The sequence below is a fragment of the Ferrovibrio sp. genome, assembly GCF_017994015.1.
Lineage (GTDB): Bacteria > Pseudomonadota > Alphaproteobacteria > Ferrovibrionales > Ferrovibrionaceae > Ferrovibrio.
Window position 1 is genome coordinate 21,159 of sequence record NZ_JAGOLP010000003.1, and the last position, 17,092, is coordinate 38,250.

20 protein-coding genes are annotated in these 17,092 nt (G+C 62.0%); 10 read left to right on the forward strand and 10 right to left on the reverse strand.

Translation table 11 applies throughout. The features are described from left to right. Nucleotides 1-3 precede the first annotated feature (3 nt). Nucleotides 4-1,035, reverse strand: a complete 1,032-nt coding sequence (locus KBB36_RS02985; RefSeq protein WP_290976675.1) for a WD40 repeat domain-containing protein — start codon at nt 1,033-1,035, stop codon at nt 4-6. After that, the gene (locus KBB36_RS02990) at nt 1,028-2,140 is read right to left on the reverse strand and encodes a GTP-binding protein (RefSeq protein WP_290976678.1); all 1,113 of its coding nucleotides are present in this window, start codon (nt 2,138-2,140) and stop codon (nt 1,028-1,030) included. The genes KBB36_RS02985 and KBB36_RS02990 overlap by 8 nt, the downstream gene beginning before the upstream one ends. Nucleotides 2,141-2,269: 129 nt before the next feature. On the opposite strand from KBB36_RS02990, the gene KBB36_RS02995 reads away from it, so the two are divergent. The 8 genes from KBB36_RS02995 (at nt 2,270) to KBB36_RS03030 (ending at nt 7,610) form a co-directional block, all read left to right on the forward strand. Beyond that, a complete protein-coding gene (locus tag KBB36_RS02995; protein ID WP_290976681.1) occupies nt 2,270-2,500 on the forward strand; it encodes an AbrB/MazE/SpoVT family DNA-binding domain-containing protein in 231 nt (76 codons plus the stop codon). After that, entirely contained in the window at nt 2,490-2,894 is a 405-nt protein-coding gene (locus KBB36_RS03000; RefSeq protein WP_290976684.1) for a PIN domain-containing protein, read from the forward strand. Before KBB36_RS02995 ends, KBB36_RS03000 begins: the two co-directional genes overlap by 11 nt. A gap of 59 nt (nt 2,895-2,953) precedes the next feature. After that, nucleotides 2,954-3,481 carry a methylated-DNA--[protein]-cysteine S-methyltransferase gene (locus tag KBB36_RS03005; protein ID WP_290976686.1) on the forward strand — a complete coding sequence of 176 codons (528 nt, stop codon included), beginning with the start codon at nt 2,954-2,956 and terminating at the stop codon, nt 3,479-3,481. A gap of 76 nt (nt 3,482-3,557) precedes the next feature. Next, nucleotides 3,558-4,256 (forward strand): dienelactone hydrolase family protein, encoded by a 699-nt coding sequence (locus KBB36_RS03010; RefSeq protein ID WP_290976688.1) that lies wholly within the window; start codon nt 3,558-3,560, stop codon nt 4,254-4,256. Nucleotides 4,257-4,332: 76 nt separating this feature from the next. After that, the gene (locus tag KBB36_RS03015; RefSeq protein ID WP_290976690.1) at nt 4,333-5,304 is read left to right on the forward strand and encodes a quinone oxidoreductase; all 972 of its coding nucleotides are present in this window, start codon (nt 4,333-4,335) and stop codon (nt 5,302-5,304) included. Nucleotides 5,305-5,428: 124 nt separating this feature from the next. Next, nucleotides 5,429-6,415 carry a sodium-dependent bicarbonate transport family permease gene (locus KBB36_RS03020; RefSeq protein WP_290976692.1) on the forward strand — a complete coding sequence of 329 codons (987 nt, stop codon included), beginning with the start codon at nt 5,429-5,431 and terminating at the stop codon, nt 6,413-6,415. Between the two features lies 1 nt (nt 6,416). Beyond that, nucleotides 6,417-6,731: a hypothetical protein gene (locus KBB36_RS03025; protein ID WP_290976693.1), complete on the forward strand. Its 315-nt coding sequence runs from the start codon at nt 6,417-6,419 to the stop codon at nt 6,729-6,731. A gap of 129 nt (nt 6,732-6,860) precedes the next feature. Beyond that, the gene (locus KBB36_RS03030; protein ID WP_290976695.1) at nt 6,861-7,610 is read left to right on the forward strand and encodes a DUF2470 domain-containing protein; all 750 of its coding nucleotides are present in this window, start codon (nt 6,861-6,863) and stop codon (nt 7,608-7,610) included. Nucleotides 7,611-7,658: 48 nt separating this feature from the next. Here the strand turns inward: KBB36_RS03030 and KBB36_RS03035 are convergent, their stop codons facing one another. The 4 genes from KBB36_RS03035 to KBB36_RS03050 form a co-directional block, all read right to left on the reverse strand. Further along, entirely contained in the window at nt 7,659-8,450 is a 792-nt protein-coding gene (locus KBB36_RS03035) for a MetQ/NlpA family ABC transporter substrate-binding protein (protein WP_290976696.1), read from the reverse strand. A 60-nt stretch (nt 8,451-8,510) separates the two neighbouring features. Next, nucleotides 8,511-9,164 carry a methionine ABC transporter permease gene (locus tag KBB36_RS03040; protein WP_290976698.1) on the reverse strand — a complete coding sequence of 218 codons (654 nt, stop codon included), beginning with the start codon at nt 9,162-9,164 and terminating at the stop codon, nt 8,511-8,513. Beyond that, the gene (locus KBB36_RS03045) at nt 9,133-10,218 is read right to left on the reverse strand and encodes a methionine ABC transporter ATP-binding protein (RefSeq protein ID WP_290976700.1); all 1,086 of its coding nucleotides are present in this window, start codon (nt 10,216-10,218) and stop codon (nt 9,133-9,135) included. The genes KBB36_RS03040 and KBB36_RS03045 overlap by 32 nt, the downstream gene beginning before the upstream one ends. Nucleotides 10,219-10,294: 76 nt before the next feature. Continuing rightward, on the reverse strand, nt 10,295-10,618 hold the full coding sequence (locus KBB36_RS03050; protein ID WP_290976702.1) for a hypothetical protein: 324 nt from the start codon (nt 10,616-10,618) through the stop codon (nt 10,295-10,297). Between the two features lie 792 nt (nt 10,619-11,410). On the opposite strand from KBB36_RS03050, the gene KBB36_RS03055 reads away from it, so the two are divergent. Both KBB36_RS03055 and KBB36_RS03060 read left to right on the forward strand, forming a co-directional pair. Continuing rightward, on the forward strand, nt 11,411-12,730 hold the full coding sequence (locus tag KBB36_RS03055; RefSeq protein WP_290976705.1) for an adenylate/guanylate cyclase domain-containing protein: 1,320 nt from the start codon (nt 11,411-11,413) through the stop codon (nt 12,728-12,730). A 103-nt stretch (nt 12,731-12,833) separates the two neighbouring features. After that, nucleotides 12,834-13,514 carry a 4'-phosphopantetheinyl transferase superfamily protein gene (locus KBB36_RS03060; RefSeq protein WP_290976708.1) on the forward strand — a complete coding sequence of 227 codons (681 nt, stop codon included), beginning with the start codon at nt 12,834-12,836 and terminating at the stop codon, nt 13,512-13,514. Here the strand turns inward: KBB36_RS03060 and KBB36_RS03065 are convergent. Genes KBB36_RS03065 through KBB36_RS03080 form a run of 4 tightly spaced genes read right to left on the reverse strand, consistent with a single transcriptional unit; the run spans nt 13,477 to nt 17,089 of the window. Next, a complete protein-coding gene (locus tag KBB36_RS03065; protein WP_290976711.1) occupies nt 13,477-14,706 on the reverse strand; it encodes a beta-ketoacyl-ACP synthase in 1,230 nt (409 codons plus the stop codon). The genes KBB36_RS03060 and KBB36_RS03065 overlap by 38 nt on opposite strands. Further along, a complete protein-coding gene (locus KBB36_RS03070) occupies nt 14,706-15,431 on the reverse strand; it encodes a 3-ketoacyl-ACP reductase FabG2 (protein WP_290976713.1) in 726 nt (241 codons plus the stop codon). The genes KBB36_RS03065 and KBB36_RS03070 overlap by 1 nt, the downstream gene beginning before the upstream one ends. Before the next feature lie 3 nt (nt 15,432-15,434). Beyond that, the gene (locus KBB36_RS03075) at nt 15,435-15,908 is read right to left on the reverse strand and encodes a hypothetical protein (RefSeq protein ID WP_290976716.1); all 474 of its coding nucleotides are present in this window, start codon (nt 15,906-15,908) and stop codon (nt 15,435-15,437) included. Then, nucleotides 15,905-17,089 (reverse strand): beta-ketoacyl-[acyl-carrier-protein] synthase family protein, encoded by a 1,185-nt coding sequence (locus tag KBB36_RS03080; protein ID WP_290976719.1) that lies wholly within the window; start codon nt 17,087-17,089, stop codon nt 15,905-15,907. The genes KBB36_RS03075 and KBB36_RS03080 overlap by 4 nt, the downstream gene beginning before the upstream one ends. Nucleotides 17,090-17,092: the final 3 nt, after the last annotated feature.

Consider the following 17,092-nt stretch of genomic DNA (forward strand, 5'->3'; position numbering starts at 1 on the left):
TCCTCAGCTTTCAAAATCGATCAGCGCGGCGGCACCATCTTCGCAGCCAAGTGCCAGCCAGCGGCCATCGCGGCTCCAGCTCATGCAGGCAATCGGTGCCGGCCCGAGTTTTTCCAGCGGAATGCTGCGCTCATCGGAAATACGGCCCAGCGTCAGCCCGCCTTCGGCATCGCCGGAAGCCAGGATATTGAGTTTGGGATGAAAGGCCACGGCAGTGACCAGCAGGCCCTGGTTCATTTCCAGCGGCGTTGAACCCATCGGCCCCTTGCCGCCGCAATGCCAGCAGATCACCGCTTCGGCGCCGCTGCTGGCGAGCCATTTGCCATCGGCCGACCAGCTCAGGTTGCGCGGCTTGGCCGGATAGCCGCTCATGCGCATGTCGGCGAAATCCTCGGTGCGCCAGCCATGCAATTCGTTTTCCTGCGTTGCTGTGATGATGAAGCGGCCATTGGGGCTCCAGGTCAGCGCCACATGGCTGCCACGCCATTCCAGGCGTTTCGGCGTCTGGACACCCTCTTTGGCCCACCACAGCGTGACACCGTTGTAATGCGCCACCGCCAGCCGCTTGCCTTTCGGGTTGAAGGCCAGGCCGGCCACCGTGCTGGGATGATCGGTGATCGACGCATTGATCTTGCCGCGCAGGTCAACCAGGCCGGCTTCCTTGCCGGCGCCGAAGGCGATCAGCCCGCCTTCCGCCGCCACGGCAATCTGCTCGATCCATTTGCGCGGCCGTTCGGCAAGAATACGCGCTTCGCCGTCCAGCGGCGTATAGACCAGCTTGCCGTCATCACCGCCGGAAATGAAGCCACGATCATCCGGCGCGGCGGCAAAGCTGAGCAGGCCGGCGGCATGTGGCCGGCGCCGCTCGGTCTGCGGCTGGTCTGGCGCCGACAGGTCACGCAGGCCGATACTGCCATCGCCCAGGCCGAAGCCGGCAACACCATCCAGCAACACGGTGCCGATCACCGGCGCATCAAAATTCCACAGATAGGCTTTGTAGCCAAGCTTGGGTTGAGCGTCGGTATTGTCAGGCACGGCAAGCCTCGAAGCCGGCCTTCAGCTTGGCCGCATCCAGCTTGCGGCCGATGAACACCACGCGGCTGAAGCGCTTCTCATCCGGCTTCCACGGGCGCTGGAAATCACCATCGCGGATCATGTGCACGGCCTGGAAAACAAACCGCTGGCTCTCGCCGGCAAAATCCAGAATGCCTTTGGCGCGCAGGATATCCGGGCCCTGATTGGCCAGCAGATCACTGATCCAGGCATCGAATTTCTTCACATCAACCGGCTGATCCAGGGTGAAGGAATGGCTGATCACGGATAGATCATGCACATGGTCATGGCCATGATCGTGGTCGTGGTCGTGATGATGATGGTCGTGGCCGCAATGCGCGTCATGCACATGGTCGGGATCGTCGCAATGCGCATGATCGTGCCCATGGTCGTGGGCGTGGCCGTGCCCATGATCATGGCCGTGGTCATGACCAAGTTCCTTCGACAGGAAGCCCGGCTCGATGGCCAGGATACGTTGCAGGTCAAAGGCGCCGCGATCCAGGATCAGATCCAGCGGGATGGCGCATTTCTCGGTGCGGTGGATCGGCGCCAGGCTGTTGATGGCACGGATGCGGCGCTCCACCAGGGCCAGTTCGCCCGGCGTCACCAGATCGGTCTTGTTCAGCAGGATCACATCGGCGAAGGCGATCTGCTCCTGCGCCTCGCGGCTATCGGCCAGGCGCAGCAGCAGGTGGCGCGCATCCACCACGGTGACGATGGAATCGAGTTTGGTGCGGCGCGACACGTCGTCGTCAACAAAAAAGGTCTGCGCCACCGGGCCGGGATCGGCCAGGCCGGTGGTTTCCACGATGATGCCGTCGAAACGGTCCTTACGCTTCCACAGCCCTTCAATGATGCGGATCAGGTCGCCGCGCACGGTGCAGCAGATGCAGCCGTTATTCATCTCGAAGACTTCCTCGTCGGCATCCACCACCAGGTCGTTATCGATGCCCACTTCGCCGAATTCATTGATGATGACGGCATATTTTTTGCCGTGCGGCTCGGTCAGGATGCGATTGAGCAGGGTGGTCTTGCCGGCGCCAAGATAGCCGGTGAGCACGGTGACGGGGGTTTGTTGATCGGACATGGGAAAGCCTCTGAAAACCGGTGGCCCTTATATAAGCCCCTGCCCGGCTTGAGGAAAGCCGCCCTTGCAGATGCTTTGGCCGATGCTTAGGATATACATTGTCTGAAACGTATATCCTGGAGCTTGGCAATGCGTGTGGCGAAATGGGGCAACAGCCTGGCCATCAGGCTGCCGAGTGCGGTGGTGCAGGCGCTGGATCTCAAGCCCGGCGACGATATCAATATCCATGTCCATGGCCGAAACGATGTCGCGCTGGGGCGCAAGATGACCCGCGAAGAGGCATTGGAGATCATGCACAAGTTGCGCAAGCCGCTACCGCCCGGCTTCAAATTTAACCGTGAAGAGGCCAATGAGCGCTGAACGCGCCTTCTTCGACACCAACATCCTGATCTATGCCTACACTGACGATCCACGTCGCACTGGCATAGCGGAAGATTTGGTGGTGGCCGGCGGATTGGTCAGCGTGCAGGTATTGAACGAATTCTGCGCTGTGACTCGCAGTAAGCTGAATATGCCTTGGGACCGTATCGAAACGGCACTGACCAGCATCAGACTGTTCTGTGGCGAACCACTGCCACTCAACAGCGAGACCCAGCAACGCGCCTTTTCCTTGGCTTGGGCGCATAACCTGCATATCTATGATGCCAATATCGTTGCTGCGGCCCAACTTGCCGGCTGCGCCCTGCTCTATACCGAGGATTTGCAGCATGGCCGGCATTTTGACGGGCTGAGCGTGGTCAATCCCTTCGGCTGACCGGCCCAGACATATTTATCCCCTGGCTTTTTTCCTAGGCGGGGGCCAGAATCGGGACCATGGAACCTTCGATTCGCCGTTTGGTGACGCAATCGCCCTTCGGCCCGCTGACCCTGACCGAACGTGATGCCGCCTTGGTGGCGCTGGATTGGGGTCGGCTGCCCGAAAGCGACGGCCCCAGCCCGTTGCTCTCTGCCGCCGCCGAGCAGCTTGAGGATTATTTTGACGGCCGGCTGAAACGCTTCGATCTGGCGGCGATGCCGCGCGGCACCGATTTCCAGATCCGCGTCTGGCGCGCCTTGCAAGCCATTCCCTATGGCGAGACGATGACCTATGGCGAAATCGCCCGGGCACTGAAAAGCTCGGCCCGCGCAGTGGGCATGGCCTGCGGCGCCAATCCGCTGCCGATCATCGTGCCATGCCATCGTGTATTGGCGGAAAACGGCCTGGGCGGCTTTTCCGGCCTGGGCGGCATTGCCACCAAGCGCCGCCTGCTGGCCCTGGAAAACGACGCCGCCATGCCGCGCCGCCAGCCCAGCCTGTTTGATCTGCCGCTGTTTTCCTATTCCGGCGCCACGGCTGTTTGACCACCCTGCCTTGCCGTCTCTGCCCGCCAGACTATAAGCTTGGCAACAATCGCAATGACACTTCAGGGAGGTTTCCATGCCACGCATGATCAGTATCGCCGCGCAAGACGGCGGCAATTTTAACGCCTATCTGGCCGAGCCGGCCAGCCGCCAAGGCCCCGGCGTGCTGGTGATCCAGGAAATCTTCGGCATCAACACGGTGATGCGCGGCATCTGCGACGATCTGGCCCGCCAGGGTTATTATGCGCTCTGCCCAGACCTGTTCTGGCGCATTGAGCCGGGCCTGATGCTGGATGACCGGATCGAGCCGGATTTGCAGCGCGCCTTCCAGCTTTTTGGCCAGTTTGATCTGGACAAAGGCGTGGCAGACCTCAAGGCCGCCCTGCCGGTTTTGCGCGGCCTGCCCGGCGCCACCGGCAAGGTCGGCGCCGTGGGCTACTGTCTGGGCGGCCGCCTGGCCTATCTGATGGCAACACGCAGCGACGTGGATTGCAGCACCGGTTTCTATGGCGTGTATCTGCAAAATCACCTGGATGAAGCCGCGCAGATCAAGAAGCCGCTGCTGCTGCATTGCGCCACCGAGGACAAGTTTGTGCCCAAGGATGCCCAAGCCCTGATCGCCGAGGGGCTGAAGGGGTATCCGCTGGTGACCCGGCATGATTATGTCGGCCAGGACCATGCCTTTGCCCGTATTGGCGGCGAACATTACGACAAGGCCTCGGCCGATCTGGCCAACCAGCGCACCAGCGCTTTCTTCAAGCAGCATCTGGCCTGAGGCCACTTGTCGGTTCTGGCGCGGCGCCCTATCTGGGCGCCGCAAACTTTTTGAGCGCTTAAGGGGGACTTCTATCATGGTGAAAGCAATCCGCTTCCATAAGACCGGCGGGCCGGATGTGATGCAGTGGGAAGACGTGGAAGTGGGCGCGCCCGGCCCGGGCCAGGTGCGGCTCAAAGCCACCGCCATCGGCCTGAATTATCTCGACACCTATCACCGCACCGGGCTTTATCCGCTGCCGCTGCCCTCCGGCATCGGCATGGAAGGCGCCGGCGTGATCACGGCTCTGGGCGAGGGCGTCAGCGGCTTTGCCGTCGGCGACCGCGTGGCCTATGCCTCGATCCTGGGTTCCTATGCCGAGGAGCGCCTCGCCCCGGCCGACAAGCTGGTGAAGCTGCCCGATAGCGTCAGCGACAATGTAGCCGCCGCCATCATGCTCAAGGGCATGACTGCCGAATACCTGCTGCTGCGCACCTTCAAGGTGAAGCCAGGCGACACCATCCTGTGGCATGCCGCCGCCGGCGGCGTCGGCCTGATCGCCTGCCAATGGGCCAAGCATCTCGGCGCCACCGTGATCGGCACTGTGGGCAGCGATGAAAAGGCCGAACTGGCTAAGGCGCATGGCTGCGACCATGTGATCAATTATTCGACGGAAAACTTCGTTGAGCGGGTCAAGGAAATCACCGGCGGCAAGGGCGTGCCGGTGGTGTATGACTCGGTTGGCAAGAGCACCTGGCCGGCGTCGCTGGATTGCCTGCAACCGCTTGGCATGATGGTCAGCTTCGGCAACGCTTCCGGCCCGATCCCGCCGGTGGAAGCCGGCATGCTGTCGGCCAAGGGCAGCCTGTTCTTCACCCGCCCGACCCTGATGACCTATGTCGCCCGGCGCGACTGGCTGGAAGCTTCGGCCGCCGCCCTGTTCGATGTGGTGGGCAAGGGCATCGTCAAGATCGAGATCAACCAGACCTATGCGCTGAAGGATGCCGTGCAGGCGCATATCGACCTGGAAGCGCGCAAGACCACCGGCAGCACCATTCTGCTGCCCTAACGCCATGGAGGTATCGCGTTACCAAGGCAGGTAACGCGATACCTCGTTTGCCTCGCTCCAACCCGGAGACGTGGGTAAAAGAATACGCCTATCGCTTCATCGCGCCTTGAGTATGGTGCGCGCCATGACCGACTTCCTCTCGCTTGCTGCCGGCAACCTGCTGTCACCGATGATCCTGTGCTTCGCGCTGGGAGCCATCGCCGCCTTGCTGCGTTCCGATCTGGAAATCCCCGAAGGCGCGGCCCGCGCCCTGGCGATTTACCTGATGTTTGCCATCGGCTTCAAAGGCGGCACAGCGATGCAGGGCGCGGCCGGCGGTACGGTGGCGCTGGGCATGTTCGCAGCACTTGCTCTCAGCTTTGCCCAGCCGTTGCTCGCTTTCCTGCTGCTGCGTGGATTATGGCGGCTTGACCGGCTGAATGCCGGTGCCATCGCGGCGCATTATGGCTCGGTCAGCGTTGTCACTTTCGTTACGGCGGCGGAATTCCTGCGCAGCCGCGATATCGCCTTTGAGGGCCATCTCGTGGCGATGCTGGCGCTGATGGAGACACCGGCGATTATCAGCGGCCTGCTGCTGGCTGGCGCGGCCCGCAGCCAGCATGGCAGCGCATCACAGCATGAGCGCGGCAGTTTCCTGCGTGAAGTGCTGGTGAACGGTTCGGTGATGCTGCTGCTCGGCGGCTTCGCCATCGGCTGGATCACTGGCGATGCCGGCATGGTAAAAGTGAAGCCATTCGTGCAGGATCTGTTCAATGGCGCGCTCTGTCTGTTTCTGCTGGATATGGGCCTTGTAGCCGTGCGTCAGGGCCGTGCAGCGCGCGGCTTGAAACCGGCCCTGCTGCTTTTTGGCATCGTCATGCCGTTGCTCGGCGCCATGCTCGGCCTGGGCCTCGGCAAGCTTCTTGGCCTCAGCCTCGGCGGCATCACGCTGCTTTCGGTGCTGGCGGCCTCGGCTTCCTACATAGCCGTGCCGGCAGCTTTGCGCCTGGCATTGCCGGCGGCCAATCCGGCCCTGTCAGTTACACTTTCGCTGGCAGTGACCTTCCCGTTTAATGTGGCAATCGGCCTGCCGCTTTATTTGAGCGCGGCGCGGCTTGTGGCGGGAGATTGACATGAGCACGGAAATCCATCGCCGGCGCAAGATCGAGGTGATTGTCGAAGCGCCCCTGGCACGGGCGGTGATCGACTGGCTGGGCGAAAAAGGGGTGCGCGGCTATAGCCTGATCCCGCGTGTCTCCGGCGGCGGGCATCGCGGCGAACGTCTGACCGATGACGTGACCAAAGTGTTCGAGAATGTGCTGATCATCGCCATCGCGCCGGAAAATCTGGCACAGCAAATCCTGCTTGGCTTCCACACCCGCTTCCCAAACGTGACCGGCATCGTCTACCTGTCCGATGTTGACGTGGCACGTTCCGAGCATTTTTAACGCCGACTGCATCCATCCGCGCTTTTTTGTCGCGTATCGCTGAGCCCCTCAGCCTTTGCCGAAGCCGTGCGGCTAAGCTATCCTCTTGGCGTTGTTGCGATTGAAACTCAAACAAAACAAGCCGGACAAATGACTGATCCAGCCCAAGCCGCCGCCAAGCCCAGCCCCGCCCAACAGGCCCGCGCCCTGGCCCGCGCCTGCCGCAAGGCGGTGCTGGCGACAATGCTTCAGCCAGCCGAACCGGGTGGGCCTGCGCTGCCTTATGCCTCGCTGGTGCTGGTGGCGTTTGACCACGACGCGACGCCGCTCTTGTTGATTTCGCAACTGGCCGAGCATACCCGCAACATCCTGGCAGCGCCCGAGGTGAGCCTGCTTTGCGACGGCACCGAGGGCTATGCCGAGCCGCTGACCGGCCCGCGCGCCACCCTGCTGGCGCGGGCCGAACTGACCGAGGATCCGCGCCACCGCGCCCGTTTCCTGGCGCGCCATCCGGGCGCGGCCCTGTATGCCGATTTCAAGGATTTTGCTTTTTACAAACTGACTGTCAGCCGCGCCCATATCGTCGCCGGCTTTGGCCGCATCCACTGGTTCGACGATTACCGCTATACGGCAGACTGGGCGGCCTTGGCCGAAGCCGAGGCCGGCATCGTGGCGCATATGAATGACGATCATGCCGATGCGGTGCAGCTTTATGCCGGCAAGCTGCTCGGCCTTGGCGGCGAAGGCTGGCAGCTTTGTGGTGTCGACCCCGAAGGCGCCGACCTGATCAGCCCGGAGGGCCTATTGGCGCGCCTGGCCTTCGACAAGCCGGTGCGTGATGCCGAAGGCGCCCGCGTGGAGCTGGTGCGGCTGGTGAAACGGGCGCGGCAGGCGCCATAAGCTTTGCCCGCCATTCCTATCCAATCTGGGGAATGGCGGGCGTTTGGCTTACCAGGCGGTGGCAACCGCCTTCTGGAATTTGGTCTCGACAAAATCCTTCACTTCCGGCGAGCGATAGGCCTTCACCAGCTTGGCGACAAAGGGCTTGTCCTTGTCCTTTTCCTGCACCACCAGGATATTCATGTAAGGCGAGCGGGCATCCTCGATGGCGATGGCATCGCGGGTCGGCTGCAAACCGGCGGGAATGGCGTAATTGGTGTTCACTGCCGCCGCATCCAGCTCGTCGAGCGCGCGCGGCAATTGCGCCGCATCCAGTTCGACAATGCGATACTTCTTCAGGTTCTCCGTCACATCCAGCGGCGAGGCCTTCAGTCCGGCGGCCGGATTGAGCTTGATGGCACCGGCGCTTTGCAGCAGCAGCAGGGCGCGGCCGCCATTGGTGGGATCGTTCGGGATGCCGATGCGGGCGCCGTTCGGCAGGTCGGCCAGGCTCTTCACCTTCTTGGAATAGACGCCCATCGGGAACACCACGGTCTGCGCCACGGTGAGCAGCTTGTAGCCGCGATCCTTGATCTGGTTATCCAGATAGGGCTGGTGCTGGAAGGAATTGGCATCCAGGTCGCCGACATTCAGCGCGGCATTGGGCTGCACATAATCGCTGAATTCGATGATCTGGATTTGCAGCCCGTCACGCGCCGCGACCTGCTTCACCACATCAAGAATCTGGGCATGCGGGCCGGGGGTGACGCCAACCTTGATCGGCTTGTCCTGGGCTTGGCCCAGGGTGGGAATAAGCAGCGCGGCCAAGCCGGCAGCGAGCAGGAAACGACGGGTGGACATGGGAAGCACCTTTCTTGGTCTTTGTTTGCGAGACATTGTTACTCTGGAAATGAACTGCGGTTAGCGATGCGCCAGGCGGCGCACCAAGCGGTCGCCGAGCGACTGCACACCCTGCACAAAGACGATCAGCACGATCACCACGGCGGCCATCACTTCAGGCTGGAAACGCTGGTAGCCATAGCGGATACCGAGATCGCCAAGGCCGCCGCCGCCAACTGCGCCGGCCATCGCCGAATAACCGATCAGGCTGACCAGGGTGATGGTGAAGCCGGCAACAATACCGGGCAGCGCCTCGGGCACCAGCACTTTGCGCACGATCTGCCAGGGCGTGGCGCCCATTGCTTCGGCGGCTTCGATCAGGCCACGCGGCACTTCGCGGAGGGCGGTTTCCACCAACCGGGCGATGAACGGAACCGCCGCAATGGTGAGCGGCACGATCGCCGCCAGCGTGCCGATCGACGTGCCAACCACTAGGCGGGTGAACGGGATCACCGCCACCATCAGGATGATGAAGGGCGTGGAGCGCGCCGCATTGACCAAGGCGCCCAGCACACGGTTGAGCGGCAGGTTTTGCAGGATATGGCCACGATCCGTCACCACCAGCACAACACCCAGCGGCAGGCCGAGTAGGGCCGCGATCAGGCCGGACACGCCAACCATCAGCGCGGTTTCAATCAGCGCATCAACCAGCAGCGCGAGCAAGGCGGACGACATCGCCGATCTCCTTTTCCGAGAGGGTTTCTACACCAAGCTGCTGCCCGGCCAGATACTGGGTGGCGGCATCAAGCTGTGCCGGCGCGCCGCGCAATTCCACCACCAGATTGCCGAAGGGCCGGCCCTGGATTTCATCCAGGCGGCCATGCAGCAGGTTGAAATCCAGATCGAAGCGGCGGATCAGCGCCGACAGAACCGGGCTTTCGGCATTGCCGCCAGTGAAGCGCATGCGCAGCACGCGGCGCTGCTGACCATTGCCGAGGCCTGCCGGTGCCGCATCGGCGATCAGGCGTTGCAGGCTTGGCGGCAGGTCGCCGCCCACCAGTTCAGCCACAAAACGCTGCGTGGTCGGCGCCTGCGGCGCGGTGAACACATCATAGACCGGGCCTTGCTCGATGATGCGGCCCTGCTCCAGCACGGCCACCCGATCAGCCACTTCCTTGATCACACTCATCTCATGCGTGATCAGCACGATGGTGAGGCCAAGCCGCGCATTGATATCCTTGAGCAAACCCAGGATCGAGCGGGTTGTCTCGGGATCAAGCGCCGAAGTCGCCTCGTCCGAAAGCAGCACACGCGGCTGGTTGGCCAGGGCGCGGGCGATGCCGACACGCTGCTTCTGCCCGCCCGATAATTCCGCCGGAAACCGTTCGCGCTTGTCGGCCAGGCCAACCAGATCAAGCAACGGCTCGACAATGGCCTGGATGCCCTTGCGGCTTTCGCCGCGCAATTCCAGCGGCAAGGCCACATTGTCATACACACTGCGTGTCGAGAGCAGGTTGAAATGCTGGAAGATCATGCCGATCTCGTGCCGGGCGCGGCGCAAAGATGCCGGCGGCAAAGCCGTCAGGTCACGGCCGCCGACCCGGACATTGCCGCGGTCCGGCCGCTCCAGCAGATTGATCAGGCGGATCAGCGTGGATTTGCCAGCGCCGCTTTTGCCGATGATGCCGAAGATTTCGCCTTCGCGGATGCTCAGGTCGATATCGCTCAGCGCCACAACCGGGCCTTGCGGCGTGACATAACTCTTGGTGATGTTTTGAAGCTGGATCATGGAAAATAAACCTCGCGCCCGGTGCCGCCGTTAAGCCAATGCTTTGGCGGCACCGGGCTGATATTGCTACAGCTATTCAGCGATCAAAAGGCAGCAGGCTGAGCGACAGCAGGCTGGGCGCGACCTGCCAATCCGGCGGCAGGGCCAGCGGGTCGGCCAGCGATGCGGCATCGCGCCCGCCTGCCGGGCTGCTCTTTTCCTCGCGGGCCGATGCCTGCGCCAGCAATTGCGCCGCCGCGCGCTCGGCCTCGGCCGGGCGCCGGAACAGCCGGTTTTCAATGGCGGCAAACAATGCATGGGCGGCAAAGAAACGGAAGCCGCCACGCTCGCGCAGCACCAGGCCGGCATCAACCTGGCGCTGGAATGGATCGGTGGCTTCGATGAGATAGGCTTCAGACATGGGGGAACCTCTATATCGGGATGTTGGCTTTGATCTGGCGAAGGGCGAGCGGGATCAGGCGCAACAACAACAGAGGCGGAGGGGGCTGGCGAAAAAACCAATCATGGCGGCACCTCAGACATCAGAACGGGGACCACGATCCGGGTTTCTGCCGGCGTGACGCTTTAGCGGATCAGACACGGCGCAAGCTGCCCCTCAAATTCCCGCAGGAGAAAAGCCCAGGCTGGATCGCCATGGATGGGCTCGCCCCTACCGGGCAGCCAGCAGCATGATCAGGATGCAGCTTACGGCCCGGTGTCTGGCGCTTATTTCACGCTGTCCGGCCGAATAGTCAAGGGTAATAAAATTAATTTACTGTGGTATTTTTTATTTAACATTTAATAAGGGTTATTTATTGCTCACTATAGCTCCAGACACAAAAAAACCGGGGCGATGCCGCCCCACGACATCGCCCCGGACCTCGTCGCCCAGACCAGCAGCTCGGCGACGCACTCTCTATGAAGGGGATAATAATGAGAGTGAATTGCAAAAGCAAGAGGGGTTTTAACCCAATGTGATTTTTTTCTGCGGCATTGCAGGCTCATTGTTGGGCATCATATATAATATCAGGATAAATATTTGATTAGAATGATATATTTCCAAAATCCAAATTTCATATCCACCAGGCAAAAAAGGCTGTGGTGATCGTTGCCTTGAGAAATTAAGCTTGCTGGCAGCCGGCGCCGTTGCACCATCCGGGCTGAAGCGGCGCCGGTACAGTGGTTTTTAGGCCAGGCGGGAGATTGAGTGCCGATGCAGCCCAGCACAAGCACACCCGCTCTTTCTGCCGTGGACGAAGCCCTGGCCATAGCCGAGCGGCAGGGCTTCCGGCTGGCGCTGCTGGGGCGCACCACGGCGGTGCTGCCGATCGCCATTTATTGCTTCAGCGTTTTTTATCCGCCGATCAATTTCTATACCGGCGGCGTGGTGCTGCTGCTTGCCCTGATCGGCCTGGCGCCTCTGGCCCTGGTTGGCACGCGCCATGAACTGGCGGCGCGCTACGCCTTCTTTGCCTTCGATATGTGTCTCATCAGCCTGTCGATCGTCTATATACCGCTCAGCACCGGTGATGACATCCCGCAGAATTTTGTCTTCATCACCAGCCGCGCCCAGTATTACAGCGTGGCCGTGGCGGTTTCGGTACTGACCCTCTCACCGGTCTTGGTGATCTGGACCGGGCTATGGGCCGTTGCCGGCCTGACAGGAGCGACGCTTGCCATCATGGCCGGTATGGATCACATCTCCAGCTTCGCCGATCTGCCGGCCACGCCGTCGCGCGCTGCCTTTTATGGCGTGGTATTCAACCCGAATTTCCTCGGCATTTCTGTTCGGGTTACAGAAGCCGTGCAGATCATCCTGCTGACCGGCATTGCCGCCCTGGCAGTATATCGTGCCCGAGGCGTGGTGCTGGCGCGCGCGCAAGCCGATATGGAACGCGGCCGCATTCAGCAGCTATTCGGCCGCTATGTGCCGCCCCAGATTGCCGAGCAGCTCATCGGCAGCGGCCAACTCGCACCGCAGACCCGGGAGGCCAGCCTGCTATTTGCCGATATCGAGGGCTTTACCCGCCTGTCAGAATCGCTGCCGCCGGCGGAGGTTATAACGCTGCTGAACGAATTCTTTGCTGCTACCACTAACATTACCGACCAGAATGGCGGCGTGGTGATCAGCTATGTCGGCGATGCCGTGATCGCCGCCTTCAACGCGCCGCTGCCTTTGCAGCATTATGCCGATTGTGCCGTCGCAGCCGCCAAGGCCATGATGCGGTTGGTCGTGACGCGAGATTTCAACGGCCACAGGCTGCGGCTGCGCATCGGCATTGCCACCGGGCCGGTGGCGGCTGGCACTGTTGGCGGTGCCGAGCGGCAGAGCTATACCGTCTATGGCGATGCCGTGAACCTGGCTCAGCGCCTGGAGCGGCTGAACAAGGAATACGGCACCACCTGCCTGATCTGCGGCAACACCTATGACATGGCGGCTTCTGCCCGGGCCGGCGCCATTGACAGAGGGCCGACCCAGGTGCGCGGCCGTGATCAGACGGTGCAGGTGTATTCACTTGCCGCCGCCGGATAGAAAAAATGACGGCAGCAATTCCGGAAGCTATCTATGCCGCGTCGCTGCAATCACGCGGATAAAATAAATGTCAGTGTTCCAGCTTCACATACTTATACTGCCGGTGAGCGCGGAGCCCGATCAAAGCTGGCTTGTGCTGCTGGATGATGTGGAACGGATGCGCTGCGCCAGGATGTTCCGCCCGGCGGACCGCCAGGCCTATGCGGCGGCCCATGCCCTGCGCCGCCTGGCTTTGGCCAGCGCCATGGGCGTGGCGCCAAACGCCCTGCATTTCCAAGTGTCGGCACAAGGCGCGCCGCAATTGTTGCCGCATGCTGACATGACATTGCCATCGTTCAGCTTGTCGCACACACATAATGCCGTGGCGGTAGCCGTGGGGCCGCCAGGCACTATAGGTGTCGACATCGAGGAGAACGACCGCACGGAAATATCTGACGCGATGCTGCGCCATGGTTTGGGTGAAACAGACGCGGCGGCATTATCGCCCCTGCCGATGCCTGAGCGGGTGGAGCGTTTTTTTGATCTCTGGACTGTGAAGGAGGCGGTGTCCAAAGCCGAGGGTCTGGGCCGTAGCCTCGGCTTCGGCCGCATTCACTTGGCGCAACCGGATCATGCCGTGGTATCCGGCGCAACCGTTCGACACTGGAAGATATGGAGAATGCGGCCGGATCAGCGCCATTTTCTGGCACTCGCCGCGGCACTCGGTACGGTGGAACCTGAAATACAGCGCCTGGACGTGGCCCGCCTCAGCGCATGGTGCGCCGAAAAATCAGCGATGTATTGATGCCGCCGAAGGCGAAATTGTTGGACATCAGAAACTCGATCTCAAGGGCGCGCGGCGCACCCATAATATAATCCAGTTCGGCACAACGCGGATCGACATTTTCCAGGTTGGCGGTTGGCAGGAAGCAACCATCCTGCATCATCTCGATGCCAAGCCACGCCTCAATGGCGCCGCAAGCACCCAGGCTGTGGCCAAAATGACCTTTGAGGGAATGCAGCGGAACGGAACCGCCCAGCACTGCCTGCGTGGCCTCTGTCTCCGCAATGTCGCCCCATTCCGTAGCGGTGCCGTGTCCGCTCACGCAGCCAATGGCCTGTGGCGCAAGCCCGGCATCGGCCAAAGCCTCACGCAATGCTATCGCCATGGTGCTGGCCTGAGGCTGCGTGACATGATGGCCGTCGGAATTGCTGGCGAAGCCGACAATTTCCGCATGGACGCGGGCGCCGCGCGCCAACGCATGCTCACGCTCTTCGAGAATGAGCGTGGCGGCGCCTTCACCGATCACCAGCCCGTCGCGATCACGATCATAGGGCCGCGGCGTGGTTTCGGGCCGGTCGTTGCGGGTTGAGGTGGCGAACAGTGTGTCGAATACCGCCGCCTCAGTCACATCCAATTCTTCCGCGCCGCCAGCAACCATCACATCGGCTTTGCCCCAGCGGATCGCTTCTGCTGCATAGCCGATACCCTGGCTGCCCGAGGTGCAGGCGCTGGAAGTCGTGATGACGCGACCGGTGAGGCCGAAGAACAGGCCGATATTCACCGCGGCCGTATGGCTCATCATCTGGATGTAGCTGGTGGCGTTCAGCGTCTTAGAACTGCCTGTGGTCATCAATTCGCTGAAGCCGAGTACCGGCCCTGGACTGCCGAAGGAGGAACCATAGGCCACGCCGGTTCGTCCGTTTTGCAGAATCGGATCGTCAAGCAGGCCGGCATCACGCAAGGCCAGCTCAGTGGCATACACCGCCATGCGGGCTACCGGCCCCATGGTGCGGGTTTTCTTCCGCGGGTAGCGGTCTGCGCCGGTGAAGCTGATTGCCGGTGCCGCTAGTCGCGTATTGATGCCGGTATAGCGATCCCAATCCGCCATGCGGCGAATCCCCGTCTCACCCCGCAGCATCCGCGCGCGAATATCCTGCCACGTTTCTCCGAGGGCCGTGATCCCGCCCATACCGGTAACAACGACGCGCCGCATTATACCATGCCCCCATTCACCGAGATAACCTGGCGCGTAATGTAAGAGGCCGCGTCGGAACAGAGAAAAGCGACAGCAGCGGCGACCTCTTCCGGCCGGCCAATACGCTGCATCGGGATCAGCTTTAAGGCTTCCGCCACTGGGGCGCCATCAAGCATCGCCGTATCGATCAGGCCGGGCGCCACGCAATTCACCGTAATGGCGCGCTTGGCAAGCTCGATGGCCAAAGCTTTTGTGGCGCCGATGATCCCCGCTTTGGCGGCACTATAGTTCACCTGACCACGATTACCGGCAATGCCGGAAACCGATGAAAGCGTAACAATACGTCCACCGCGCCGGGCAGAAATCATCGCCATGCTGAGCGGCTTCAATACATTAAAGAAACCATCCAGGTTCGTGCCCAGCACACTGTCCCAATCACTTTCTGACAATGCCGGAAAAGCGGCATCGCGTACAATCCCGGCATTCAGCACCACACCATAATAGGCGCCATAGCGCTCAAGTTCGGCCTCCAGGATTTGTCGGCAGCCGGCGCGATCAGCCAGATCAAAGCTGAGCAGATGCCCCTGGCCACCGGCATTCGTGATGGCCGCCAGGGTTGCTTCGGCACCGGCCAGGTCACGGCCATAATGGACGGCGATATGAAAGCCATCGGCGCCGAGCCGTTGTGCGATGGCGCGCCCGATACCCTTGCTGGCCCCTGTAACCAAGATGATACGCTGCATGCCTTAAACCGGTCCGCTATCGTCGAGAGGCGGCTGATACACGGTAAGCCGGGCAGTCGCCAGGATTTCGGCCGGAACGTCCGCCGCCGCAATATCCGCCAGCCGTAATATGCAATCGAACACCCCCATGGCGCCATCACGAAAGATGAGCTGTGCCGAAATATCCAGGGCCACATCAGGGGCGAACCAGGGCATGCTACAGCGGAAATTCCGGCTGCCCAGCAAAAAGCCAATGCGCGGCTCGCCGCCAGCATCGACGGCTTCTGCGCCGATATAGGCACCGCAGCTCTGCGCCATCCATTCCAGCGCCGCATGCGCCGGCATACCCTGGCCGGCAACGAAGAAAGGCATTGCCGGATGTGGTGTCACGCGCGTGACGATGATCTCAGGCGCGCGCGCCACCACCGCTTGCAGCAGGAGCATTGCGCCGCGATGCGGAAGCAGATCGGCAACGGGATATAGGGCCAGTTCGCTCATGGCCGCCCCAGTATCAACGCAGCATTGCTGCCACCAAAAGCGTAGGAATTGCTGAGCATCGCCACCGGTCCCTGTGGCGCCGGCAAACGATCACCAGCATGCACGAACCGCAGCGGCGGCAAAGCAGGATCGGCCGCACCGTCCCATAGGTGCGGCGGCAACTGCCCGGCCGGATTGCTGGTTCGATCCAGGCTGAGCCAAAGAAAGGCTGCCTCACAGGCACCGGCGGCACCAAGCGTGTGGCCCGTCATCGCCTTGGTGGAGCTGCACGGAACCGGCGCGCCGAACACCGCCTGCATGGCCAGCGCCTCCATCGCATCGTTCAAATTGGTGCCGGTCCCGTGCAGGTTCACATAGGCAATCTGGTCCGGCCCCAGGCCCGCATCCAGCAACGCCGCCTGCATCACAGCCCGCGCCCCGGCACCGCTGGGGTCTGGCGCGCTGATATGATGCGCATCGGAGCCTTCGCCAACACCGAGCAGATTGATCGCCGCCGGTTCCTGCGTGAGCAAGAAAGCGGCCGCAGCTTCTCCGATATTGATGCCATCACGATGGCGGCTGAAAGGATTGCACAAACCGCGCGAGAGGGCGCCGAGAGCGTCGAAGCCGCCCAGGGTCATGCGGCAGAGTGTATCGGCGCCACCAACGATGGCAGCATCGCAGAAGCCAGCCTCGATCAGCCGGCGCGCCGAGGCAAAGACCTTGGCGCTGGATGAGCAGGCCGTGGTGACAACATAGACCGGACCGGCCAGATCGAATGCTGCCGCGATGAAGGTGGCAAGGCTGCCCGCTTCCTGCTGGCGGTAGTCGAAGCCGGATGGCCAAGCCCCCTCACCCTGGCGCGCGGCGAAAGCGGCTTCGGCTTCGGCGATGCCGCTGGTGCTGGTGCCGAGCACCACGGCGACACGGCTGCGGCCATAGCGCCGCGCCGCGCGCCGCACTGCGTCGCCGATTTGCAGGGTGGCGGCAAGCATCAGGCGGTTGTTGCGGCAATCGAAGGCGCGCATGTCATCCGGCAACAGCGGCAATGGCTCGCTGCACGCACCGACATAAACCATGCGGCCAGGCAACAGATCGTCGCGAGCCACAAGGCCACTGCGATCACCGCCAAAGAGCCGTGCCGCAACGGCGCTATGGCTGCTGCCCAATGGCGTTGCAAGCCCCATGGCGGGCAATCCCATGCC